The 24,051-nt window shown below is 52.3% G+C and carries 21 protein-coding genes, 1 tRNA gene and 1 pseudogene; 14 read left to right on the plus strand and 9 right to left on the minus strand.

Going from position 1 to position 24,051, the window contains the following annotated elements; all coding sequences use genetic code 11:
- Positions 1-150: 150 nt before the first annotated feature.
- From ABOC97_RS00095 to uraH, 3 genes are all read left to right on the plus strand, one after another.
- Positions 151-1,767 (plus strand): peptide ABC transporter substrate-binding protein, encoded by a 1,617-nt coding sequence (locus ABOC97_RS00095; RefSeq protein WP_349592563.1) that lies wholly within the window; start codon positions 151-153, stop codon positions 1,765-1,767.
- A gap of 233 nt (positions 1,768-2,000) precedes the next feature.
- A complete protein-coding gene (locus tag ABOC97_RS00100; protein WP_349592566.1) occupies positions 2,001-2,285 on the plus strand; it encodes a hypothetical protein in 285 nt (94 codons plus the stop codon).
- A 348-nt stretch (positions 2,286-2,633) separates the two neighbouring features.
- Positions 2,634-3,026, plus strand: coding sequence for a hydroxyisourate hydrolase (gene uraH / locus ABOC97_RS00105; protein ID WP_349593496.1), 393 nt, complete (start codon positions 2,634-2,636; stop codon positions 3,024-3,026).
- A 96-nt stretch (positions 3,027-3,122) separates the two neighbouring features.
- Here the strand turns inward: uraH and ABOC97_RS00110 are convergent, their stop codons facing one another.
- Positions 3,123-3,335, minus strand: a complete 213-nt coding sequence (locus ABOC97_RS00110) for a KTSC domain-containing protein (RefSeq protein ID WP_349592569.1) — start codon at positions 3,333-3,335, stop codon at positions 3,123-3,125.
- A 121-nt stretch (positions 3,336-3,456) separates the two neighbouring features.
- On the opposite strand from ABOC97_RS00110, the gene amyA reads away from it, so the two are divergent.
- Positions 3,457-4,944, plus strand: a complete 1,488-nt coding sequence (gene amyA, locus ABOC97_RS00115; protein ID WP_349592571.1) for an alpha-amylase — start codon at positions 3,457-3,459, stop codon at positions 4,942-4,944.
- Positions 4,945-5,060: 116 nt separating this feature from the next.
- Here amyA and bdcA read toward each other — a convergent pair whose 3' ends face one another.
- Positions 5,061-5,774: an SDR family oxidoreductase gene (gene bdcA, locus ABOC97_RS00120; protein ID WP_349592573.1), complete on the minus strand. Its 714-nt coding sequence runs from the start codon at positions 5,772-5,774 to the stop codon at positions 5,061-5,063.
- 230 nt (positions 5,775-6,004) lie between these two features.
- On the opposite strand from bdcA, the gene ABOC97_RS00125 reads away from it, so the two are divergent.
- Positions 6,005-6,373 carry a hypothetical protein gene (locus ABOC97_RS00125; RefSeq protein WP_349592576.1) on the plus strand — a complete coding sequence of 123 codons (369 nt, stop codon included), beginning with the start codon at positions 6,005-6,007 and terminating at the stop codon, positions 6,371-6,373.
- A 55-nt stretch (positions 6,374-6,428) separates the two neighbouring features.
- Here ABOC97_RS00125 and ABOC97_RS00130 read toward each other — a convergent pair whose 3' ends face one another.
- The gene (locus ABOC97_RS00130; protein ID WP_349592578.1) at positions 6,429-8,573 is read right to left on the minus strand and encodes a putative bifunctional diguanylate cyclase/phosphodiesterase; all 2,145 of its coding nucleotides are present in this window, start codon (positions 8,571-8,573) and stop codon (positions 6,429-6,431) included.
- Between the two features lie 375 nt (positions 8,574-8,948).
- On the opposite strand from ABOC97_RS00130, the gene ABOC97_RS00135 reads away from it, so the two are divergent.
- The 3 genes from ABOC97_RS00135 (at position 8,949) to dbpA (ending at position 12,977) form a co-directional block, all read left to right on the plus strand.
- Positions 8,949-10,118 (plus strand): methyl-accepting chemotaxis protein, encoded by a 1,170-nt coding sequence (locus ABOC97_RS00135; RefSeq protein ID WP_349592581.1) that lies wholly within the window; start codon positions 8,949-8,951, stop codon positions 10,116-10,118.
- Between the two features lie 167 nt (positions 10,119-10,285).
- Complete coding sequence (gene zntB / locus ABOC97_RS00140; RefSeq protein ID WP_349592584.1) at positions 10,286-11,269, plus strand: zinc transporter ZntB; 984 nt, start codon at positions 10,286-10,288, stop codon at positions 11,267-11,269.
- A gap of 334 nt (positions 11,270-11,603) precedes the next feature.
- Positions 11,604-12,977 carry an ATP-dependent RNA helicase DbpA gene (dbpA, locus tag ABOC97_RS00145; RefSeq protein ID WP_349592586.1) on the plus strand — a complete coding sequence of 458 codons (1,374 nt, stop codon included), beginning with the start codon at positions 11,604-11,606 and terminating at the stop codon, positions 12,975-12,977.
- Between the two features lie 45 nt (positions 12,978-13,022).
- Here dbpA and ttcA read toward each other — a convergent pair whose 3' ends face one another.
- Positions 13,023-13,958, minus strand: a complete 936-nt coding sequence (gene ttcA, locus ABOC97_RS00150; protein ID WP_349592589.1) for a tRNA 2-thiocytidine(32) synthetase TtcA — start codon at positions 13,956-13,958, stop codon at positions 13,023-13,025.
- A gap of 48 nt (positions 13,959-14,006) precedes the next feature.
- Positions 14,007-14,271 (minus strand): annotated as a pseudogene (locus tag ABOC97_RS00155) (site-specific integrase); the annotation flags it as partial.
- A gap of 159 nt (positions 14,272-14,430) precedes the next feature.
- On the opposite strand from ABOC97_RS00155, the gene ABOC97_RS00160 reads away from it, so the two are divergent.
- From ABOC97_RS00160 to ABOC97_RS00180, 5 genes are all read left to right on the plus strand, one after another.
- On the plus strand, positions 14,431-14,712 hold the full coding sequence (locus ABOC97_RS00160) for a YdgH/BhsA/McbA-like domain containing protein (protein WP_349592592.1): 282 nt from the start codon (positions 14,431-14,433) through the stop codon (positions 14,710-14,712).
- A 39-nt stretch (positions 14,713-14,751) separates the two neighbouring features.
- Positions 14,752-14,826, plus strand: a tRNA-Gly gene (locus tag ABOC97_RS00165).
- A gap of 174 nt (positions 14,827-15,000) precedes the next feature.
- A complete protein-coding gene (locus tag ABOC97_RS00170) occupies positions 15,001-16,146 on the plus strand; it encodes a transglutaminase-like domain-containing protein (protein WP_349592595.1) in 1,146 nt (381 codons plus the stop codon).
- Positions 16,124-16,480, plus strand: a complete 357-nt coding sequence (locus ABOC97_RS00175; RefSeq protein ID WP_349592598.1) for a hypothetical protein — start codon at positions 16,124-16,126, stop codon at positions 16,478-16,480. The genes ABOC97_RS00170 and ABOC97_RS00175 overlap by 23 nt, the downstream gene beginning before the upstream one ends.
- Entirely contained in the window at positions 16,477-16,761 is a 285-nt protein-coding gene (locus ABOC97_RS00180; RefSeq protein ID WP_349592601.1) for a heavy-metal-associated domain-containing protein, read from the plus strand. The genes ABOC97_RS00175 and ABOC97_RS00180 overlap by 4 nt, the downstream gene beginning before the upstream one ends.
- A gap of 51 nt (positions 16,762-16,812) precedes the next feature.
- On the opposite strand, the gene ompC is transcribed toward ABOC97_RS00180, so the two are convergent.
- Both ompC and nifJ read right to left on the minus strand, forming a co-directional pair.
- A complete protein-coding gene (ompC, locus tag ABOC97_RS00185; protein WP_349592603.1) occupies positions 16,813-17,970 on the minus strand; it encodes a porin OmpC in 1,158 nt (385 codons plus the stop codon).
- A 355-nt stretch (positions 17,971-18,325) separates the two neighbouring features.
- Positions 18,326-21,853 carry a pyruvate:ferredoxin (flavodoxin) oxidoreductase gene (gene nifJ / locus ABOC97_RS00190; protein ID WP_349592606.1) on the minus strand — a complete coding sequence of 1,176 codons (3,528 nt, stop codon included), beginning with the start codon at positions 21,851-21,853 and terminating at the stop codon, positions 18,326-18,328.
- A gap of 308 nt (positions 21,854-22,161) precedes the next feature.
- Here nifJ and ABOC97_RS00195 point away from each other — a divergent pair, with 308 nt between their 5' ends.
- A complete protein-coding gene (locus tag ABOC97_RS00195; protein ID WP_234502976.1) occupies positions 22,162-22,428 on the plus strand; it encodes a putative hemolysin in 267 nt (88 codons plus the stop codon).
- Positions 22,429-22,431: 3 nt separating this feature from the next.
- Here the strand turns inward: ABOC97_RS00195 and ABOC97_RS00200 are convergent, their stop codons facing one another.
- Positions 22,432-22,872 carry an META domain-containing protein gene (locus ABOC97_RS00200; protein ID WP_349592609.1) on the minus strand — a complete coding sequence of 147 codons (441 nt, stop codon included), beginning with the start codon at positions 22,870-22,872 and terminating at the stop codon, positions 22,432-22,434.
- Positions 22,873-22,992: 120 nt separating this feature from the next.
- Positions 22,993-23,982, minus strand: a complete 990-nt coding sequence (locus ABOC97_RS00205; RefSeq protein WP_349592612.1) for a 2-hydroxyacid dehydrogenase — start codon at positions 23,980-23,982, stop codon at positions 22,993-22,995.
- Between the last annotated feature and the right edge of the window lie 69 nt (positions 23,983-24,051).

Below are 24,051 nucleotides of genomic sequence, written 5' to 3' on the forward strand. Positions count from 1 at the left end.
GTGCAAAATTCGCCGCGAATCAAATAGTTTCCTGAAGCGTAATTGACGGCGTAAGTCAACTTTCTGTGATAAGGCATTTGCATTTATAGCAAGTGAAACAAATAATATTTCCATTATGTTACTTGGGTTTATCTAATTTAAGGGGATGTCATGAAGTATCCTTTCACCTTGACCTGCTTTGCTGTGTTGCTTTCAGGCCTGAGTTCTGCCGCGTTTGCGGCCGACGTTCCCGCTGGAACGGTGTTGGCAAAACAGCAAGATCTGGTTCGCCACATCAAAGATGAACCCGCTTCATTGGATCCCGCTAAAGCAGTAGGGCTGCCTGAAATTCAGGTGATCCGCGATCTGTTCGAAGGCCTGGTTAACCAGGATGCCAACGGAAATATTATTCCTGGCGTCGCCACCCGCTGGCAGACCAATGACCAAAAAATCTGGACCTTTACCCTGCGTAACGATGCGAAATGGTCAGACGGTACTCCGGTAACGGCGCAGGATTTCGTCTATAGCTGGCAGCGTTTGGTGGATCCGAAAACCACCTCGCCATTTGCCTGGTTTGCCGCACTGGCTGGCATCACTAACGCCCAGGACATCATCGATGGCAAAGCTAAGCCCGAGACTCTGGGCGTAACTGCCGTTGATGCGCGCACTCTGCGCGTTCAGCTCGATAAACCGCTGCCGTGGTTTGTAAATCTGACCGCCAATTTCTCACTGTATCCGGTGAATAAGGCCAACGTTGAAAGCGATATAAATTGGACGCGCCCGGGTAAGCTGGTGGGCAATGGCGCTTATGTTCTGGCGGATCGTGTGGTTAACGAAAAACTGGTTGCGACCCCGAACAAGCAGTACTGGGATAATGCGAAAACGGTGATTCAGAAAGTCACTTTTGTACCGATTAACCAGGAGTCGTCGGCCACCAAACGCTATCTGGCTGGCGATATCGACATCACCGAATCATTCCCGAAAAATCAGTACCAGAAGCTGCTCAAGGAGCTGCCGGGCCAGGTCTATACCCCGGCGCAGTTGGGCACCTATTACTACGCCTTTAATACCCAGAAGGGGCCTACCGCCGATGCGCGTGTGCGCCTGGCGCTGAGCATGACCATCGACCGACGGATTATTGCTGAGAAGGTACTGGGTACCGGTGAAAAACCCGCCTGGCGTTTAACACCAGACGTGACGGCGGGTTTTACTCCGCAGCCATCGGCGCTGGAACAGAGCAGCCAGGCGGAATTGAATGCGCAGGCTAAAATGCTGCTGCAGGCGGCAGGCTACGGCCCGAACCGTCCTTTGAAGCTGACGCTTTTGTATAACACCTCAGAAAACCACCAGAAAATTGCCATTGCGGTGGCATCGATGTGGAAGAAAAATCTCGGCGTTGACGTGAAGCTGCAAAATCAGGAATGGAAAACCTATATCGACAGCCGTAACACCGGCAATTTTGATGTCATTCGTGCGTCATGGGTTGGCGATTACAACGAACCGTCGACTTTCCTGTCTCTGCTGACTTCAACCAATACCGGCAACATTGCACGCTTTAACGAACCGGCCTACGACAAGGTGATTCGTCAGGCGGCGCTGGAAAACACCGCCGCAGCGCGTAACGCTGACTACAACGAAGCGGAAAAAATTCTGGCAGCCAAAGCGCCGATTGCGCCGATTTACCAGTACACCAATGGTCGCTTAATCAAACCATGGCTAAAAGGGTATCCGATAACCAACCCGGAAGACGTGGCGTACACGCATACGATGTATATCGTTAAGCACTAGTTGTATTCGTTCTTCATCTGACCTCATCTAAAACCAGCAATGGCGCTACTTACAGCGCCATTGTCTCTTCCTAACCTTAGTTCGGCACATCATTTTTTGATGGTATAAATGACTTATTAAACGATATAGCCTTGCGGTTAATCCCGCGTTTTTGCGTTCCCAGTTAGGGGCATTTAAGAACATGATTACTTATGCCGCTTTTGTTAATTGAATCAATTAACTGGAGTGAGATCGTGAGCAATAAAAACTGGAATGGAAATATTTCTTCACTACCAAGCGAGTTCGTGGAGAAGTTGTTGGAGATGTTGAGCAGGCCGGATGTTATCGCTGTGAGATTAGGTATTACTGGGAAAGGTATTCAACCAAACTATCAGCTCATCCACGTGGACCGCTCAGTAACCACGATGAATGGCGCTAACCACCAAAAGTTTGATGGTGTTGATGTGTTTGAAGAATCGAATATCACTGAGCCACTAACACGCTGTGATATCACGAAGATGCTCCTTACCGGAAATTAATGAGTATTAAAATGATAACGATGGAGCCCCGGTTACTCGGGGCTTTGTCATTTCGAGGTGCTACCGTTAGGCGATTTTTTTAGTTCCTGGGTCGCGAGCGTTTTTTCGAGTACCAGAACTGTGGCGATATGGCATAGGTCATCGCTGATGCGATTATGCAACCGCAGTCTCGACCGGCACGCTTTGATTCAAAATAACGCGCTGTTATATTTCAGGTTAAAGATAATCAATGAATAATTGCTAACCAATCGATAACAAAAAATTGAATATTTTTTATCAGCAAGATGGCTAAGATTTCCCTGTGATTTCAACTACAGGAAAATAAAAATGACCCAAAAAATCGCCAGCCTGACTCTGTTATCAGCCTCTCTCTTTGCACCGCTGGCGTTCAGTGCGCCAACAGGAACATTGAGTGTTCATATACTGAACCAGCAAACTGGCATTCCATCAAAAGATGTAGATGTCACCCTGGAAAAACAGCAGGCAACCGGTTGGGACACACTGGCCCAGGGGAAAACAGATAGCGATGGCCGGATCAAATCCCTGTACCCTGAACACCAGGATATGTTACCTGGCGTGTACAGAGTGACGTTTAAAACGGGGAATTACTTCAAGAGTGAAAAGCTATCGTCCTTCTTTCCCGAGGTCCCGGTGCTCTTTACCGTGACCAAAACCAATGAAAAGCTCCATATTCCGCTTTTGCTTAGCCAGTATGGGTACTCGACTTACAAAGGGAGCTAATTCACTTTAAGCGGCGAAAGCTTTTTATTCGTGAGGCCGCCGAAACGCCAGCCCTTATCAGGTTAAACCGTGTATTGAGCAGATCTCATCGACGGTTTAACCCATTTTCCTGCACAGAAATTTATCTTTAATGACGCCATCATAAAAACGACCTTTGGACTTTACGGTTAAAAACGTTTCGTAAGTCTTGGCCGGGACCCCGACGTATTGATAAATCCCTAAACCAAAGAATTCAATTTCGAGAGTTTTTTGTTTTACGTCATAACCAATTGATTTAATACGTGATGATGAAACGTCTTGACGCTGCATGATGATCCCATTACTCCCTTCATCTTTGAGCCGCTGTCGGGCTAACTCGGCTGAAGGCTTATCTTAACGCTTACTGACGGATCATCTATAGTTTTCCTGTCGCCTTATACGGAGAACAGGTATGCGAAATCCCACCTTACTACAATGTTTCCATTGGTATTATCCCGCAGGCGGCGAATTGTGGCCTGAAGTGGCGGCGCTAGCCCCGAACCTGAATGAAATTGGCATCAATATGATTTGGCTGCCGCCTGCCACTAAAGGTGCATCCGGCGGTTATTCCGTCGGCTATGACAGCTACGATCTGTTTGACCTGGGGGAGTTTGACCAAAAAGGCTCGGTCGCCACCAAGTATGGTGATAAAGCTCAGCTGCTGGAGGCGATTACCGCATTGCAACAGCACGACATTGCGGTGCTGATGGACGTAGTCGTTAACCACAAAATGGGGGCGGATGAAAAAGAGCGCATCCGCGTACAGCGGGTCAACGCGGAGGATCGCACTCAGATTGACGAGGAAATCATCGACTGTGAAGCGTGGACTCGCTACTACTTTCCGGTCCGTGAGGGGAAATATTCGCAGTTTGTCTGGGATTACAAGTGCTTTAGCGGTATCGACCATATTGAAAACCCGAATGAAGACGGTATTTTCAAAATCGTTAACGACTATACCGGTGAAGGCTGGAACGATCAGGTTGACGACGAAATGGGCAACTTTGATTACCTGATGGGTGAAAATATTGATTTTCGCAACCACGCGGTGACCGAAGAACTTAAATACTGGGCGCGCTGGATGCTGGAGCAAACCTGCTGCGACGGTTTTCGTCTGGATGCGGTGAAACATATTCCCGCGTGGTTCTATAAAGAGTGGATAGAACACGTGCAGGAGGTGGCGACCAGACCACTGTTTATCGTCGCCGAGTATTGGTCCCATGAAGTGGATAAATTGCAGCAATATATCGCGCAGGTTGAAGGCCAAACGATGCTGTTCGATGCACCTTTGCAACTGAAGTTTCACGAAGCGTCACGGATGGGGCGCGATTACGATATGAGCCAGATTTTCACCGGCACGCTGGTTGAAGCTGACCCGTTCCACGCGGTGACGCTAGTGGCTAACCACGATACGCAGCCGCTCCAGGCGCTGGAAGCGCCGGTAGAAGCCTGGTTTAAACCGTTGGCCTACGCGCTGATCCTACTGCGCGAAAACGGGGTGCCGTCAATATTTTATCCCGATCTGTTTGGCGCGCATTACGAAGATACCGGCGGCGATGGCGAAACCTACATCATTGATATGCCGGTCATTGAGCAACTGCATGAGCTGATTGACGCCCGCCAGCGGTTTGCCCACGGTGTACAGACGCTATGGTTTGATCACCCAAACTGTATCGCCTTTAGCCGTAGCGGAACGGATGAAATGCCAGGCTGCGTCGTGATGCTTTCAAACGGTGATGAGGGTAAAAAAGCGCTGACGCTCGGAGAGAATTACGGCAATAAGCGCTGGCGAGATTTTCTCAACAACCGGGAGGAGGTCGTCGAGACCAGCGAAGAGGGCGGCGCGGTTTTTACCTGCAACGGCGGTAGCGTCAGCGTGTGGGTGATGGAAGATGTGCTTTGATTTGACCCGGTTATCATATGTAGCCCGGGGGCATTAACCGTCGTGGCTAAAAATGCGTGATGGCGCTGCTGGCTTTTTTCTCCGCATGCCAGCGGCGCTATCTAATGTTCTCTCCGTTACGCGCCAAACGCACCATCTATGGTGTGCATCGCGCCGGTAACAAAAGAGGCTTCCGGCCCGGCAAGCCACGCCACCATTCCCGCCACTTCTTCCGGTCTGCCGTGACGTTTTATCGCCATAAAGCTGTGCATCAGTTCTTTTAGCGGACCTGACTCCGGATTAGCATCGGTATCAATCGGCCCGGGCTGTACAATATTAACCGTAATCCCCTGTGGCCCAAAATCACGCGCCAGACCGCGCGCAAGACCTTGCAGCGCAGATTTACTGACGGCATAGGCAGCGAGTCCTGGAAGGGGCATGCGGTCACCGTTGACGGAGCCAATCACAATAATGCGCCCACCGGCCGGCATTTTCCGCGCCGCCTCGACTGCCGCATGATAAGGCGCATGAATATTAATCTGGAACAGGCGGTCGACGTCGTCGCTGTCCAACTCGCGCGCATCGCCGAAGAGAATGATCCCGGCGTTTATCACCAGAATATCCAGCGGCCCGCTGTCGCTCACCAGCTTGATTATCGCGTCTCGGTCGGCGCTATCGGCCAACACCGCAGTGCTGCCGCTCTCCTTTGCCAGTTCCTCCGCCGCTTCGCGCGATCCGGCGTAGCTGAAAACCACCGATGCACCGTCGGAGGCAAAGCGTCGAACGATTGCCGCCCCAATACCACGGCTACCACCTAAAACCAGTACGGATTTATGCTTAAATACGGTCATAAGAGAACTCCTGATGAGATTGTCACGGGGCTATTTGCGGTTTTGGAGAGACGAACTGCCAGCAAGTAGTATAGTTGCGGCACTAGAAGACCGACGTTAGTTTGCCCGGCTCGATTCACGACAATAAGACAAGCCCGCTCGGGCGTTATCGCCTGCTATAATTGCTCAATTAATAAGCAGGCGTGCCGCCATTGCAGCCTTGATACTCTCTCATGCTCGGGCCAACGGTTATGACCTATCTGTCTGAAATGATGATTTTCGGCAAGTGGCTGTCTGCTATCTTCCTGCTATTGCTGCTGGCGAGCTATCTCCTGACGAAACTCAACGTTTCTCTCACCGTGCTTTTCGCGACGTGGATTTCGACCGCCGTCGCATTTGCCGGTGTGGTGGTGCTGGTATTGATGCCGGGAATTAAAGATGACGATTTGGCACTGGGCAAGCGCTGGTTGGAAGAGTGCACGGTTATCGAAAAATATGAGCGCCATTCAATAGGCGGGCCGACGAATCGGTTGCTGTGTCACGGTGTCGAAGAGCAGGTGGACGCTGAAGCCTACCAGGCTTTTACCATCGCCTTTCAGGAGCGGGTAGAACAGCGCTAGTCAGTGCGCCGCGCGGACTCAACTGTTGACAGCGCGGGCGCATAAACTGTTAACCTCAGGCCTGTTTTTTCTTGCCGGATGATGAAGAGATATCCCGACGGATTGCCGCAGGCGCATTCGGGTCGCCGCTGAGTGGCAGATTGTTGAGCATCATTTCAATATCTTCCGCCGGTACCGGATCGGAGAACCAGAACCCCTGTAATGCATCGCAGCCTAATCCCGAGAGAATGCGCTGCTGCTCCTGGGTTTCCACACCTTCCGCCACCACATCCATATTCATGGAATGGGCGATATTGATAATGGTCGAGACAATTTTGATATTTTTGCTGTTCTCGCGCATATCCTTGGTAAAACTTCGGTCGATTTTCAGCTCACCAGCAGGTAAATCCTGCAGTGCCAACATATTGGAATATCCCACGCCAAAATTGTCGATGGAGATGGTTATCCCAATACGACAAAAATCGTTAAATATCTGTACGCTGCGGTCAAAACCGTGCAGAGCGGTGGTCTCGGCGAGTTCGATGGTTAACCGAGTAGGAGAGATTTGATGGCGCATCAGCGCATCGCATACCTGCTCATAAAAGTTCTGCTGTTCAAACTGAACCGGGGAAATATTCAGCGATAGCGTCCAATCATCGTGACCGGCTCGGCTCCATTTACGTAGCTGTTCGCAACCTTTTTCCAGTATCCAGTTGCCGACCGGCACAATCAGACCGGTGTTTTGCAGCGTCGGCAGGAAAACCTCCGGCAGCAGGATCCCTTTTTTCGGATGGCGCCAGCGTAACAGCGCTTCAAAACCGTAAATACGTTTATCTTTCACGTGGTATTTGGGCTGATACCACAGCTCAAACTGACCTCGCTCCAGCGCCTGGGTGAGGTCCTGTAAGAAATGGGCGCCTTGCCAGGTACTGTCGAGCATGGATTCGTGATAGAGAACCCAGCCGTTACGGCCATTGTGCTTCACGTGATACATCGCGGTGTCGGCCGACAGTTTCAGCTCCTGCGGTGTTTCACCATGGCCCGGATAGAGGCTTATCCCTACGCTCAGGGATATCTGCAAAATTTGGCCAGAATGGTAAAACGGTCGACGGATACTGTCGACCATACGAGTGCAAATATCGGCAATTTCAGCTTCATCGCAGTTGGGGGCCAGCAGAATAAACTCATCGCCGCCGATGCGCGCCAGGGTCATTTTAGGAGTCAGGCAGGCGCTCATGCGGTTGGCGACGGAAACCAGCAGATTATCGCCAACATGATGGCCCCAGGCGTCGTTAACCAACTTGAAGCGGTCCAGATCCATCAGCACCAGTGCGAACGTGCTGCCCGCGAGTCTTGATTGATGCAGGCACGCCAGCAGCCGCATATCAATCTGGCTGCGGTTTGCCAGCCCGGTTAAGCCATCGTAGCGCGCCTGTTGTTCAAGCTGCTGATTCAGGCGCTGGAGATTTTCCGTTAGACGCGTAGTGCGTACCTGTGAGTCGACCATTGAAATCATCAGCATCAGCCCGAGCAGCAGCAGGGTGGTGACGGATACCCAGATGGATAACCCTTCTTCGCTGACCATGGCGGCATGGCTCGCCATCATATGCCCATGGCCATTAAAAGTGGCGGCGCTCATGCCGGTATAGTGCATCGCGGCAATCGCGATGCCCATCGCTAGCGCTGCGCCGACGCGCGTCAGCAGCACGCCTTTACTGTTCAGACGCAGGCTGAATGCTAGCCACAGCCCAACGCAGGAGGCCACAATTGCAATCACCACCGAAGCAATAATCAGCGGGATGCTCCAGGTAATATCATCGTGCGCCATTAGCGCCGCCATGCCCACGTAGTGCATGGTGACGACGCCGCTGCTCAACAGCGCAGTCGCAATACATAGGCGCTTAAGCGACAGCGTATTACCGGCGACGGCAATATTAATAGCCAGCGAAGAGGCTATAATTGCTGCCAGTAACGAAATAATCGTTAACTCAAGGTGATAGCTCATTGGCATCGGCATTTTCATGGCCAACATGCCGATAAAATGCATCGACCAGATACCAATACCCAGCGTCGCGCCGCCGGTTATTCGCCAGAACAACGCTGCTTTTTTATTAGAGGCAGCAATTTTTGCCGCACTATCAAGCGCGACAAAAGAAGCAATGAATGCCACCAGGAATGAAATACCGACTAGTATCGGGTCCCACGAAGCGTGCAGCATCATGCAATCCATACCTTTTCATAAAGGGGTTCTAATTAATCTATCAGTAAATTCCGAATTTATGCCAGAAAAATAACAATCTAGACACACTCTTTTTACATTATGAAGCCTGTCGATTTAAATATTAAGCGTGGCTAAATATTCATGAGATTTCAATGAATAATAGCCCAAATAATTTTATATTATTCTTTACTTCCATGAAGTTAAGAATATTTCTGGTTTCTTTATGCTTAAGTTTTACTTTGGGTGAATCAAAGAGCTGTTAAAAGCGAAACTTACACTGCTAACGGTTAAAGTGGCACGAAATGCTAAAATGGTCTGGCAAATACAACTTCTGGTGATATAACCAAATAACACAGTAAGTGTTGGGGAAGGGTTATGTTTAAAAACATTAGCGTCCGAACGTTTATCATGGTGTTTATTCTGGCGGTTTTCCTTATAGCAGATGTGACCTGTTTAATATTATCAAAGAATATATTCTTGCTATTGCTGATTAATATTATATGGCTGGCAGCATTAGCGCTCCTGTGGATTTATATGACAAAATACCTCGTCACGCCAATTAATGCGGTAAAGCGCAGTATTGATGAAGTTAATGATGGGAACCTGTCGGTACGAATTCCAATATTCGGTAATAACTGCGCCGGGCGATTAATTCCCGGAATCAACAATTTATCCAATAACATTTCTACATTAGTGGCTGAGATCCGCGCATCCTCTGATAACGCAATGACGATGTCGGATCAACTGGCGAACCGCAGCGCCGAGCTATCGGTGAAGACCGAACAGCAATCAGCGACGCTGATGCAGACGGCAGCCAGCATGGAAGAGATTGCTGCCAGCACGAAAAATAATGCCGAACATACCCGACTTGCCAGTGAACGAGCGGGAGAGGCGACCCAGTGCGCCCGCAAAGGCGGGGCATTAATGGGTGAAGTGGCCACCAATATGCAGTCTATTACCGACTGCGCCCGTCAGATGACTGAAATCATCGCCATGATTGATGGTATTGCCTTCCAGACTAATATTCTGGCGCTGAATGCGGCGGTAGAGGCGGCGAGGGCGGGCGATCATGGCAAAGGTTTCTCGGTGGTGGCCGGTGAGGTGCGTAATCTGGCGCATCGCAGCGCGGAGGCGGCGAAAAATATTAAAACCTTAATTAGTGTGACCAGCGAGAACGTCACCCAAGGGGCGAATATTGTGGCCGAAGCCGAGAAAAATATGCAGGAGATTGTCTCCGGCTCGGGTGAATTAAGTAGTCTGATGGAGCAGATAGCGGTTTCTACCTCGGAGCAGGAAAAAGGTATCGATCAGATTACGATGGCCTTAACGGAACTGGAAACAGTTACCCAAAGTAATATCGGCGTGGTGGAAGAGCTTGCGGGTTCATCTGATGTGCTTAAACGTCAGGTTATTGAGCTGCAATCACGTACGCAGAGCTTCCGTATCGGTAACGAAGGCCAAACGGCTGTCGTTCAGCCCAACCCGCAACCCCTCCAGCCCGCAGTTGCCGGTACCCATGATAGGAATTTCTGGCAATCTTTCTAAGTTATTCTGCAATATCCAGCCCGGCGTATACGCCGGGCTTTTTTATGTTTGCCGTAAGGTTAATAGGGGCTTTTACGAATAATTTCAGCGCGATGGCGCGTCCTCTTATTGCTTAACAAAAGCAGATGGCTAGACTATCAGGATAAACAGTTGCGACCGGAGGCGATGTGGAAGCCATAAAGGGATCTGATCTAAACGTGCATGATGCCGTATTTGCCTGGCTGTTGGATGGGCAGGGCGGCGTGAAACCGTTAACCGACGCGGAGAACGTCAGCAAAGATAATCCATGCTGGCTGCACCTGAACTATACCCATCACGATAGCGCTCAGTGGTTGGCGAACACGCCGCTGCTACCTGCCACGGTGCGTGATGCGCTGGCGGGCGAAAGCGTACGCCCAAGAGTGAGCCGGTTAGGAGAAGGGACGCTGATTACTCTGCGCTGCATTAACGGCAGCACCGATGAGCGGCCGGACCAATTGGTGGCGATGCGTCTGTACATTGATGAACGGGTCATCATTTCTACCCGGCAGCGTAAAGTGCTGGCGCTGGATGATGTGGTCAGCGATCTGCAGGAGGGCAGCGGCCCAACGGACTGCGGCTCCTGGCTGGTGGACGTCTGCGATGCGTTGACCGATCACGCGAGCGAATTCATCGAACAGCTGCACGATAAAATCATCGATCTGGAAGATAACCTGATGGAGCAGGAAGTGCCGCCGCGTGGTTTTCTGGCGCTGCTGCGTAAACAGCTGATTGTGATGCGTCGCTATATGGCACCGCAGCGCGACGTTTATGCCCGCCTGGCCAGCGAGCGCCTATCGTGGATGACCGACGACCAGCGTCGGCGCATGCAGGACATTGCCGACCGCCTTGGTCGTGGGCTCGATGAGATTGATGGCTGTATTGCGCGTACCGCGGTAATGACCGATGAAATCGCCCAGATGATGCAGGAGTCGCTGTCCCGGCGGACTTACAACATGTCGTTGATGGCGATGGTATTTTTGCCGAGTACTTTCCTGACTGGTCTGTTTGGCGTCAACCTTGGCGGCATTCCGGGCGGCGGCTCGCGTGTGGGCTTCTCCCTCTTCTGTATTATGCTGGTGTTACTCATTGGTGGTGTTACGTGGTGGTTACATCGCAGTAAATGGTTGTAAAAAATCACCTTTTTATTGCTCTTTGATGGCGATAACGCAAATTAAATTGAGCGAGGTCAATAAACCAGCACCCCAATCGAGGCAATATCGTTCCTGCAGGTGAATGCAACGTCAAGCGATGGGCGTTGCGCTCCATATTGTCTTACTTCCTTTTTTTGAATTACTGCATAGCACAATTGATTCGTACGACGCCGGCTTTATAGAGTCGGCTTTTTTTTGCCCGTTTTCCGCTATCCCCTGACCAAACCCTTCGATTATTATGTCGCATCGGCCCGCGAGATCTGCGAGGATACGCGCCTGCTGAACGACAGCCCCTAATTCGCGAGAAAATATTGTGACCGCTTTTGCCACCCTGAATGCACTACCAGCCTCCCAGATCGACAACCTGAACGACTTGGGCTACCTTTCCATGACCCCGGTTCAGGCGGCATCGCTGCCAGCGATCCTTGCAGGCAAGGACGTGCGCGTTCAGGCGAAAACCGGCAGCGGTAAAACGGCGGCGTTCGGTCTTGGCCTGCTGCAACATGTAGATGCCAGCCTGTTCCAGACCCAATCGCTGGTACTGTGTCCGACGCGTGAGTTGGCCGACCAGGTCGCTGGTGAAATCCGTCGCCTGGCGCGTTTCCTGCCTAATATCAAAGTGCTGACGCTCTGCGGCGGCCAGCCGTTCGGCGCGCAGCGTGACTCTTTACAGCACGCCCCGCACATTATTGTGGCGACACCGGGTCGTCTGCTTGATCACCTGCAAAAAGGCACCGTCTCCCTGGACGCACTGCAAACGCTGGTGATGGATGAAGCGGACCGTATGCTGGATATGGGCTTCAGCGACGCTATTGATGAGGTTATCCGCTTTGCGCCTGCCTCACGTCAGACACTGCTGTTCTCCGCGACCTGGCCTACGGCGATTGCGGCAATCAGCGGACGCGTCCAGCGCGACCCGGAAACCATTGAAATTGACTCTGTTGATGAGCTGCCAGCGGTTGAGCAGCAGTTTTTCGACGTCCCACGTCATGGCAAGATTGCGTTGTTGCAGCAGCTGCTTAGCCAGCATCAGCCCGCATCTTGCGTGGTGTTCTGCAATACCAAAAAAGATTGTCAGGACGTCTACGAAGAGCTGAACGCCGCGGGGCAGAGCACCATTGCGCTGCACGGCGATCTTGAACAGCGCGACCGTGACCAGACGCTGGTCCGCTTTGCTAACGGCAGCGCCCGTATCCTGGTTGCTACCGATGTGGCCGCGCGCGGTCTGGATATTAAATCGCTGTCGATGGTCGTGAACTACGAGCTGGCGTGGGATCCAGAAGTACACGTTCACCGTATCGGCCGTACCGCACGCGCGGGTAACAGCGGACTGGCGGTTAGCTTCTGTGCGCCGGAAGAGGCGCAGCGTGCCAATATCCTCGCTGAAATGCTGAACATTAAGCTGAACTGGATGCCTGAACCCGCCAAAGCGCGCATCGTGCCGCTGGCGCCAGAAATGGCCACTTTGTGCATCGACGGTGGTAAGAAGGCCAAAATGCGTGCAGGCGACGTTCTCGGCGCGTTAACCGGTGATGTTGGGCTGGTCGGTGCGGATATTGGTAAGATTGATGTGCATCCGGCTCACGTCTACGTGGCGGTCCGCGCAAGCGTTGCTCACCAGGCGTTTAAGCTGCTGCAGAAAGGCAAAATTAAAGGTAAGGCGTGTCGTGCGCGTCTGCTGAAATAATTTTCCAGAATGCGTCTCAGGCTGCAGCCTGAGACGCTTATCGCATTACTTCACTTCCACGATATCCAGACGCAGATCGTTAAGCTGTCCGTCTTCTTCTTCCGGCTGCCAGCCAACCGGCTGTAATGGCAATTCTTCGCGGTCAAATGCCAGATCGCCACCATCGACAACTTCTGAACCGTGTGTCAGCCCTTTGAAATCAAACAGATTGATATCGCTCAGGTGCGACGGCACCACGTTCTGCATGGCGCTAAACATGGTTTCGATACGGCCAGGATAACGTTTATCCCAGTCGCGCAGCATCTCGGCAATTACCTGACGCTGCAGGTTAGGCTGGGAACCGCAGAGGTTACACGGAATAATTGGGTATTCTTTAGCTTCAGCAAAGCGCTCGATATCCTTTTCGCGGCAGTAGGCCAACGGACGGATAACGATATGTTTACCATCGTCACTCATCAGCTTCGGTGGCATACCTTTCATTTTGCCGCCGTAGAACATGTTCAGGAACAGCGTTTGCAGAATGTCGTCACGATGGTGGCCGAGGGCGATTTTGGTCGCCCCTAACTCGGTCGCGGTGCGATACAGGATGCCGCGACGCAGACGCGAACACAGAGAGCAGGTGGTTTTGCCTTCCGGGATTTTGTCTTTCACGATGCCGTAGGTATTTTCTTCGACAATCTTGTATTCAACGCCCAGCTTTTGCAGATATTCCGGCAGAATATGTTCCGGGAATCCCGGTTGCTTTTGGTCGAGGTTAACCGCTACCAGGCTGAAGCTGATAGGCGCGCTCTTTTGCAAATTGCGCAAAATTTCCAGCATGGTGTAGCTATCTTTACCGCCGGAGAGGCAAACCATAATGCGATCGCCATCTTCAATCATGTTGAAGTCGGCGATGGCTTCGCCTACGTTGCGGCGCAGGCGCTTTTGTAACTTATTCAGGTTGTATTGTTCTTTCTTGGTAGTTGACTGATTTTCTTGCATTGTTACCGTTCTCTAAAACCAAAAGGGGCATGTCGGGGGCAACGTTTTTCACGCAGCAAGCCAGTTGTTCAACATGGTTTGCGGGCCACCGTTCATTTTTCAATCCATGTACTGTAGACGTCGTACACCATTTGCGCGTTTTTATGCCCCATCTGATTAACTAAAAATGATGGGTTAGCTCCAGCCGCTCGCGGCCAGCAGGCAAAAGTATGCGCGTATGGTACGGATTACGGCGACGAATGCCAGCACGTTTTACAACGGCGCACCAACTGCCCTTGGGGCTACTCGTCGTGTCATCCGTTTTTTGTTCTCCGGTGTGCGTGTTCAACGCCCATATTCCCCGTGAATTATTTCGACATCTTTAGTTCTCATTTGGTACGCAATCTTTAAACAACTTTGAGTTTGGATGACATTAACTAGCATGTTCACGTGGATAATCGTTCATGAATTCATCACATTAGGGACTGAATACATGAAGCTTTTTTCAAAAGTTATTCCAGCAATTTTTGCTTTTGCGATCTCATCGTCAGTATTGGCGGCAGAACTCCCGGAAGTCATCGGCAGCGACACCTCGTCGGGGTTAGATAGGCTGGGTCGCGTTTCCGTTAGCGGCATCAACGGCAGCCCTGATGATGTGATTAGGGCGCTACAGAAAAAAGCGGGCGCTATTGGTGGCGGTAAATTACGAGTGATTGCGCTGAGCACACCGAGTGACTCCAGCTTATGGATGGGGAATGCGGAAGTGTACCGATAAAGTACATTCTGGCTCATTGAATGGATTCATGTCTGAATATCGCCGCTAGCTTATCGGCTAAGCATCAGCTTCCCTGGCTGACGATACGGGGTTCGACTCCTCGGCGGCGGACCATTTCACATCAGTATCTCCGACACGCGGTGTGCCCGCAGATCGCTAAAGCCCGCAAATTGCTACTTTTACCCTTTCTTATTCGTTGTCGTGATGAATGCATGGTCGCATAATGACGGCCAACCTCCGCAGGTGCGGGGTTAAGCGCCAGCTTTTTCTGGTGATGAAGGATACACAATGGAAAGGCGTCACTTTCTGAAAAGTGCTGCGGCACTTTCTACGCTCGGTCTGGTTAGCCCAGTCTTTGCTAAAACGGAAACCGTCGCGCAACCTGCGGTCGCATCTTCCGGCAAATATCGCCGTTTTGTGATGACCCAGACCTACAGCCTGAAAGCCCCGGAAGGTTCATCCGGTAAGGTCAATTTGTGGATCCCCATCCCGGAAGATACCGCCTTCCAGCAGTTGCTCAATCTTTCCTTTAGCGGGAACTACCAGAGCGCAGCGCTCAATGCCAATAACCGCTATGGCGCAAAAGTTCTGTTTGTCACCTGGCCTTCTTCCAGCGGTCCGCTGGAGATAAAAGTGGAAATGGAAATTGAAACCCGTGATTGGGAAGTGCTGAAAGACAATCGTCTTACCGACTGGCAACTGCCCTCTGAAGCCGTCGTGATCCCTGATGAGATTAAGCCATTCCTCCATGCGACGCCGCATATTCCAGTCGACGGACTGGTCAAAGAGACTGCGCTGAAAATTATCGGCAGCGAGAAAGCGCCGTTGAAACAGGCGCGTTTGATCCACGATTGGGTCAGTACCCACATGCATCGGGATGATGCCGTGATTGGCTGCGGCACCGGTGATGTGGGCGAAATTCTGAAAACCGGAAAACTCGGCGGCAAATGTACCGATATCAACTCGGTGTTTGTGGCGCTGTGTCGTGCGGTTGGCATTCCGGCTCGCGAGATGTTCGGTATTCGTTTAGGTGCCAGCCGCAAGTTGGATAAATACTCTAAAAAAGCCTTCGGCAGTGCCGATGCGCAGGGTGTGGCAAAAGTGAGCGGCGGTCAGCACTGCCGCGCTATGTTCTGGCTGGCCGGTTACGGCTGGATGCCGGCAGACCCGGCGGACGTGACCAAAATGCGTCTGACCGAGAAGAAAGAGAACGGCGACCCGGCGGTGACGGCGGTGAATGACTACCTATTCGGTAACTGGGAAATGAACTGGGTCGGCTTCAACCATGGTCGCGATTTCGCGCTGTCGCCAGCCGCTGAGCAAGGTGATATCAACAACCTCGGCTACCCGTATGCTGAAGTGGACGGCGATCCGCTGAACTTCTACGATCCTGCGCTATTTAGCTACGACTATGTCAGCGTCGAACAACATTAAGGGTGGATTGCTGACGCTGCTGGCGGCGGTGATCGCCGCCGGCGCATCAACCCTGTGCTGCATCGGGCCGCTGCTGTACCTGGTGTTTGGTATTTCGGCGGCGGGGCTGGTGGGTATTCCCGGCGCATCCTGGCTACAAATCCCGATGGTGATAGTGGCCATAGGGTTAATGGCGCGCGGCTTCTGGCGTTTACATCTGTCGCCTAAGCCGGTGTGCGTCAACGTGGTCAGCCGTCGGGTGCTGGTGTGGCTTTACTGGCTGGCGGTGCCGCTGGTGTTGGCGCTGATTAGTTATCCGTACGTGTTGCCCTGGATTTGGGAGTGGATGGAATGAAAAAAGCAGTCATTCTGACATTATTGCTGGTGACGCCATTTAGCTGGGCGGCCGATAAACTGGTCACGATTGATGTAGGCGAGATGAACTGCCCATTGTGCGTGATTTCGATTAATCAGGCGTTACGCACCACCGACGGTGTTATTAAGGCGAAAGCCTCCCTAAAAACGCGTCAGGCGCAGGTAGTAGTGCCGGAGAACTTCGATAATCAACGCCTGCTGGCGGCGATTGCGAAAACCGGATTTAAGGGCGAAATTCACGGAGAAAGCGCGGTGCAGTAATGTGTCGCGCAGGAAGAAGAAACCCGCTGCTGCCAGCGGGTTTTTTGTCGATTAGAACTGGTAAACCAGACCCATCCCGACCACGTTATCGGTGCCGATACCGTTATTGGCGTAGAAGCTATCGTCGCCATCCAGCAGGTTGATTTTGTAATCAACGTAGGTGGACATGTTTTTGTTGAAGTAGTAGGTCGCGCCCACATCCATATATTTGACCAGATCTTTGTCGGTGCTGCCGCCGTTAACCAGATCCAAATCTTTACCTTTAGACTGCAGGTAAGAAATGGCCGGACGTAGACCAAAGTCGAACTGGTACTGTGCCGTTACTTCAAAGTTCTGGGTTTTGTTGGCAATACCGCCGCCGTTGAGGCTGCTAGCGCTACCGTATGGCGTCATATTGCGGGTTTCAGCATACATCACGGCCAGATAGATGTTGTTCGCATCGTATTTCAGGCCCGTCGTCCATGCGTCAGCTTTATCGCCGTTTGCATACTGATGGCTGGTGGCATCGTAGGCGTTAATCTGGTCATTGGTACGGTCAGAAGAGGCATACGCGGCAGCAACGCTGACGCCCATACCTAAATCGTAGGAAGTGGAAATACCGAAGCCGTCGCCATTGGCGTTACGCATGCTACGATCGCCGTTGTTGGTGCCTTCGCCGCTGCCTGGGTTTTCATTTTTACCCTGATACTGCAGCGCAAAGTTCAGCCCATCAACCAGACCGAAGAAGTCGTTGTTGCGGTAGGTAGCCACACCGTTTGCGCGACTGGTCATAAAGTTGTCGGACCTGGTATAAGAGTCGCCGCCGAACTCTGGCAACATATCGGTCCAACCTTCGACGTCGTACAGAACACCGTAGTTACGGCCATAGTCAAATGAACCGTACTCCGCAAATTTTAAACCTGCGAAGCCCAGACGAGTCCATGCCTGATTAGCATCATCGGCAGTAGATTCAGGGTTGTTAGCCTGAACGTTATATTCCCACTGGCCATAGCCAGTCAGCATATCGTTAATCTGAGTTTCGCCTTTGAAGCCAAAACGGACGTAGCTCTGATCGCCATCGCTGCCGGAATCACTGGAGAAATAATGCAGACCATCTACCTTGCCATAGAGGTCTAATTTATTGCCGTCTTTATTATAAATTTCTGCGGCATGAGCTGCGCCAGCTGCAAGCAGGGCAGGTATAATGAGGGCCAGTACTTTTCTGTTCATGGAATAATTCCTTTAGTGTTTTTATTTTAATAAACTTCCCTATTAAGGAAGTGAGTTCATGCTAATGGAAAGTTATGTCAATTAGTAAAAATCATTTGTTACGGCATGAGTAAAATCTAAAGAAGATAATTCCAATGAAATGATGATTGATTTCATGAATATATTCATCATGAAATATATAAAATAAAAATTATACAAATGAAAAACACGGGCGTAATCTACGGCGGTTATATGCCTTTTGTCACACAACGAATGATTGTTGCCGTGTGTCGTTTATTTGTTTGGTTATTATTAAAATAACAAGCCCGAATAATGATTCGGGCTTTTTTTATGGTTGCGGAATAACGCGTGATGCTTATTCCTGTGGCGTCGCTTTCTCGGCTTTCCCAGCCAGCTGCGCGAGGAAGTCGTAGCGTTTTTGCAGGTCAGCGGCGGCATCTTTCCACAGCTGCTCAGCCACTTCTGGCTGCTGGCTGTTCAGACGACGGAAGCGCTGCTCGTTCATCAACGTTTCGGCTAATGCATCAGAAGGTGGACGGGAGTCCAGCGCCAACGGGATTTTGCCTTCATCAGCACGACGTGGGTCAAAGCGGAACAACGGCCAGAAGCCGGTGGCAGTCAACTGGCGCATCTGATCGTGGCTTAACGCCAGATCGTAGCCGTGTTCTTCGCATGGGCTGTAGGCGATGATTAGCGACGGCCCCGGATAAGATTCAGCTTCCTGAATTGCTTTCACCGTCTGGTTAAGCTGTGCCCCTAGCGAGATCTGCGCCACGTAAACATGGCCGTACATCATCATGCTGACGCCGAGATCTTTACGCGCTTTACGCTTACCGTGTTCGCCAAATTTAGTTACCGCGCCGAGCGGGGTAGCCTTCGAGGCCTGACCGCCGGTGTTGGAGTAACACTGGGTATCAAGCACCAGAATGTTGACGTTCTCGGTCAGGCTCATCACGTGGTCAAGACCACCAAAGCCAATATCGTATGCCCAGCCATCGCCACCAATCAGCCAGATGGATTTCTCCACCAGGGCGTCGGCGTCGGTCAGCAGCTCTTCGGCGCCGTCAACGCCTGCCAGCGCTTTACGCAGCTCGTTCACCTGTTCACGACGAACTTCCGGTGTCGCTTCTGCGTGCAGTGCCGCATTAAGTTCGGCGGGGATCTGCTCGGCAAAGCCGTCCAGCAAACGCATCACACGCTGGCGATGCTGATCGACCGTTAAACGGAAGCCCAGGCCAAACTCGGCGTTATCTTCAAACAGCGAGTTGGCCCACGCAGGCCCGCGACCGTTAGCGTCGGTGGTGTAAGGCGTGGAGGGCAGGTTGCCGCCATAAATAGACGAACAGCCCGTTGCATTGGCAATCAGCATTCGGTCGCCGTACAGCTGGGTCAGCAGTTTGATATATGGCGTTTCGCCGCAGCCTGAGCAGGCGCCGGAGTATTCAAACAGCGGGGTGATCAGCTGCGAAGTACGGATATCGATGCGCTCAAGTTTGCTGCGATCAATTTCCGGCAGGTCGAGGAAGAAGTCATAGTTCACTTTCTCTTCTTCAACGTGATCAAGGCGCGACATCATATTGATAGCCTTAATTTCCGGATTTTGACGATCTTTGGCCGGGCAAACCTCAACGCAGAGGTTACAGCCGGTGCAGTCTTCCGGAGCAACCTGCAGCACGTATTTCTGACCGCGCATATCGCGGGATTTTACGTCCAGCGAGTGGAGTGAAGCCGGGGCAGTTTCCATGGCATCCGGAGACACCACTTTTGCGCGAATCGCCGAGTGCGGGCAGGCGGCGACGCAGTGGTTACATTGGGTACAGAGATCTTCTTTCCAGATAGGGATCTCTTCGGCAATGTTACGTTTTTCCCAGCGCGTGGTGCCTACCGGCCAGGTGCCGTCAGGCGGCAGCGCGGAAACCGGCAGCGCATCACCCAAGCCCGCCAGCATCGCGGCGGTGACGGTTTTGACGAAATCAGGCGCGGCATCGGACACCACCGGTGGCCGGTTCGGGCTGCTGGTATTGACCTGCTGGAGCGGCACTTCCGCCAGCGACTCGCGTGCCAGCGCCAGCGCCTGCCAGTTACGCTCAACCAGATCCTGGCCTTTGCTACTGTAGCTTTTGGCGATCGCGTTTTGCAGCTCCATCAGGGCGCTATCGCCCGGCAGGATCTGCGTCAGATGGAAGAACGCCATCTGCATCACGGTGTTAATTCGCGCTGCCAGGCCGCATTCACGGGCGATTTTTGCTGCGTTGATAACGTAGAAGCGGGCTTTTTTCTGATTCAGCACGGCCTGGACTTCCTGCGGCAGGCGTGCCCAGACTTCATCCGCGCTGTACGGCGTGTTGAGTAGGAAGATGCCGCCGGGCTTCAGGCGCTCGGCCATCTGGTATTTATCAATAAACTGCAGCTGGTGGCAACCGACGAAATCGGCCTGCGCCACCAGATAGGCGGAGCGAATAGGGTTATCGCTAACGCGCAGGTGCGACACCGTCAGGCCACCGGCCTTTTTGGAGTCGTAAACAAAATAGCCCTGCGCAAACCACGGGGTGGAGTTGCCGATAATCTTGATGTTGTTTTTGGTCGCCGATACGCTGCCATCGCTACCCAGCCCGTAGAACAGCGCTTCCAGCCGCGCGTTCGACGGCAGGGTGTTTTCCGCGAGCGGAAGGGAAAGATTGGTCACGTCATCGTAGATGCCAACGGTGAAACGTGGTTTTGGCTTCGCGGCTGTCAGTTCGTTGAAAATTGCCAGTACGCAGTCCGGGCCAAACTCTTTCGACGAAAGGCCGTAGCGACCGCCAATCACCCGCGGCAGCGTTTCACGTTCGCCTTGATTGAAGGCTTCCGCCAGCGCGGTCATCACGTCGAGATACAGCGGTTCAGCCTGTGCACCCGGCTCTTTGGTACGGTCGAGAACCGCCACGCTGCGCACGCTTTCCGGCAGCGCCTGTAACAAATGTTTGGCGGAGAAAGGGCGATACAGGCGAACTTTCAGCACGCCCACTTTTTCGCCGCGAGTCAGCAGTTCATCCACCACCTCTTCGCAGGTGCCGATGGCGGAACCCATAATCACAATCACGCGTTCGGCCTGCGGATGACCGTAATATTCAAACGGCTTGTAGTGGCGACCGGTGGCATCGGCGAAATCATTCATCGCCTGCTCAACATGAGAGTAAACCGCGTCATACCAAGGATTAGTGGCTTCGCGAGACTGGAAATAGGTGTCCGGGTTGGCGGAGGTTCCGCGGATAACCGGATGCTCTGGATTCAGCGCGCGGGCGCGGTGAGCGGTTATCTCCTCGTGCGGCAGCAGGTTGCGGATGGTGTCATCGGCCAGCGGCACGATTTTGTTAATCTCGTGTGAGGTGCGGAAACCATCGCAGAAATGAATAAACGGCACGCGGCTTTTGAGCGTGGCGATATGCGAAATCAGCGCGAAGTCCTGTGCTTCCTGCACGCTCGCGGCGCACAGCATAGCGCAGCCGGTCTGGCGAATGGCCATTACGTCAGAGTGATCGCCAAAGATAGACAGCGCGTGGGTCGCCACGGTACGGGCGGCGACGTGCAGGACAAACGGCGTTAGCTGACCTGCCAGTTTGTACAGCGTCGGGATCATCAGCAGAAGTCCCTGCGATGAGGTAAACGAGGTCGATAGCGCGCCGGTCTGCAATGCGCCGTGCACGGCGGCAATGGCGCCCGCTTCCGACTGCATTTCTACCACGCGCGGGACGTCGCCCCACACGTTTTTCAGACCGTTTCCCGCCCAGGCATCGGCTTGCTCAGCCATGGTTGAGCTTGGCGTTATCGGGTAAATGGCGATGACTTCACTGGCCCGGAACGCAACAGAGGCGACCGCACCATTACCGTCAATTGTGATCATTGATTATGACACCTTACATTGCGCAAAAAGAGGTTCGCGGACTTGCCGCAAACCGGGAATTTATCCTTTATAAACTCATCGATTTTGCCGATGGTATTGATTGAAGTTTAGCAAACCCGGCGCTGAATCATTTTTGCTTTTGTGTCCTTGTTGGGGGGCTATATCAACGATGTGAATGTTTTCCGCCAACAAAATTGCCAGAAAATGTTTCTACAGTGCATAAATGCGCGTTTGGTCTCTCGACGTCTCGCGCGGTGATGCCTATGATGCTTAGGTTTGTTCTTATTTTTGCGATTCGGAGGGAAGTGATGCGAGCTGCGTTTTTAGTTGGGTGTGCGGCGCTGTTGTTGTCCGCGTGCAGCAGTGAACCTGTTCAGCAGGCTACTGCGGCACACGTCACGCCGGGGATGAGAGCGGCGATGTCGAGTTCAGGTGATGCAAACTGCGCCATGATTGGTGGAACGCTCTCGGCTGCGCGTCAACTTGATGGATCCAGTATTGGCATGTGCGCGTTACCTAACGGTAAGCGCTGTAGCGAGCAGTCCCTGGCGGGAGGCACCTGCGGCAGCTATTAATCGCTAGTGAATCAGATCGGCGAGTTTATAGACGAACGTCTGGTCAGCCGTGGCCAGCGTCAGCTGCGATTCGGTTAAATCCACCTGCGCGCCCTGGCGAAGCATAGTCGCAAGCGTGGCATCGAGTTGATTAAGCTGTGCATTGCGGCACAGTTTGCGTGTCATAACCAGATCGGGAGCGCTCAGCTCGCCATTAGTCACCGTGGCCATCGCGGAGAACTGATTGCACAGCGCGCCTGACAGGTAAATCTTATTCAGCAGTGGCTGTTTTTCGCCAAAGCTCAGATCCATCGGGGTGTCCTCTCCCTGGACCGGCTTCCCGTTAACACTTTCAAGCACAAAGCGGTGATGCTGTAGCCGATCGCCGCCGGTAAACACTTTGCTGTTATAGACGCATCCGGCGAGCATAGTCGCTGCCGCCAGCAGGAAAACGATTTTCTTCATGGCACTAAACTTCTTATGAATACATGTAGTGAATGACTTGGAAGTCTAACTGTACTGCGGATAATGTCTGCGGGGCTTATCTGAAAATGCTCCCCAGCGGGCGCTGGGGAGCATGGCGTGTCAGGCGAGTGCGTTAGGGCAGTCTGCGCCAGCGTCGATTTGGCTCAGGTTTTCCAGAGTCGTTTCCGAAATGCTGGTCAGCGCCTCGGCGGTCAGGAATGCCTGGTGGCCGGTGAACAGCACATTGTGGCAGGCCGACAGGCGACGGAACACGTCATCCTGAATAACGTCGTTAGACTTATCTTCAAAGAACAGATCGCGTTCGTTTTCATAGACGTCCATCCCCAGCGCGCCAATTTTCTGCGTTTTCAGCGCTTCAATCGCGGCCTGTGAATCAATCAACGCGCCACGGCTGGTGTTGATGAGCATCACGCCGTCTTTCATCTTCTCGAAGGCGCTGGTGTTCAGCAGATGGTAGTTTTCTTCGGTCAGCGGGCAGTGAAGCGTAATCACGTCAGACGCGGCAAACAGCGTCGGTAAATCAACGTATTCAACGCCCAGTTCCAGCGCCGCCGCGCTTGGATACGGGTCAAACGCCAGCAGGCGCATACCGAAACCTTTAAGAATGCGCAGGGCGGCAACGCCAATTTTACCGGTACCGATAACCCCAGCTGTTTTGCCATACATGGTAAAGCCGGTCAGACCTTCCAGCGAGAAGTTAGCGTCGCGGGTACGCTGGTACGCGCGGTGAATACGACGGTTCAAGGTCATCATCATGCCGATAGCATGTTCCGCTACCGCTTCCGGTGAATAAGCGGGAACGCGCACCACGCGCAGGCCAAGTTCTTTTGCGGCGTCAAGGTCAACGTTGTTGAATCCCGCGCAGCGCAGGGCGATGTATTTCACGCCATTCTTTTTTAACTCTTCCAGTACCGGACGGCTGCCATCGTCATTAACGAAAATACAGACAGCCTCGCAGCCATGTGCGGTTTTTGCGGTTTTTTCCGTTAATAGAAAGTCAAAAAACTCAAGCTCAAAGCCATAGGCCTTATTCACATTCTGCAGATACTTTTTGTCGTACTGCTTTGTACTGTAAACGGCGATTTTCATAAGACTTTTCTCCGGTGATTTTAGAGTCAAGTTAGCATATTTCAAATAATCATACAAAATGTAAAAATG

The sequence above is a fragment of the Kluyvera huaxiensis genome (assembly GCF_040149365.1).
GTDB lineage: Bacteria > Pseudomonadota > Gammaproteobacteria > Enterobacterales > Enterobacteriaceae > Kluyvera > Kluyvera intermedia_A.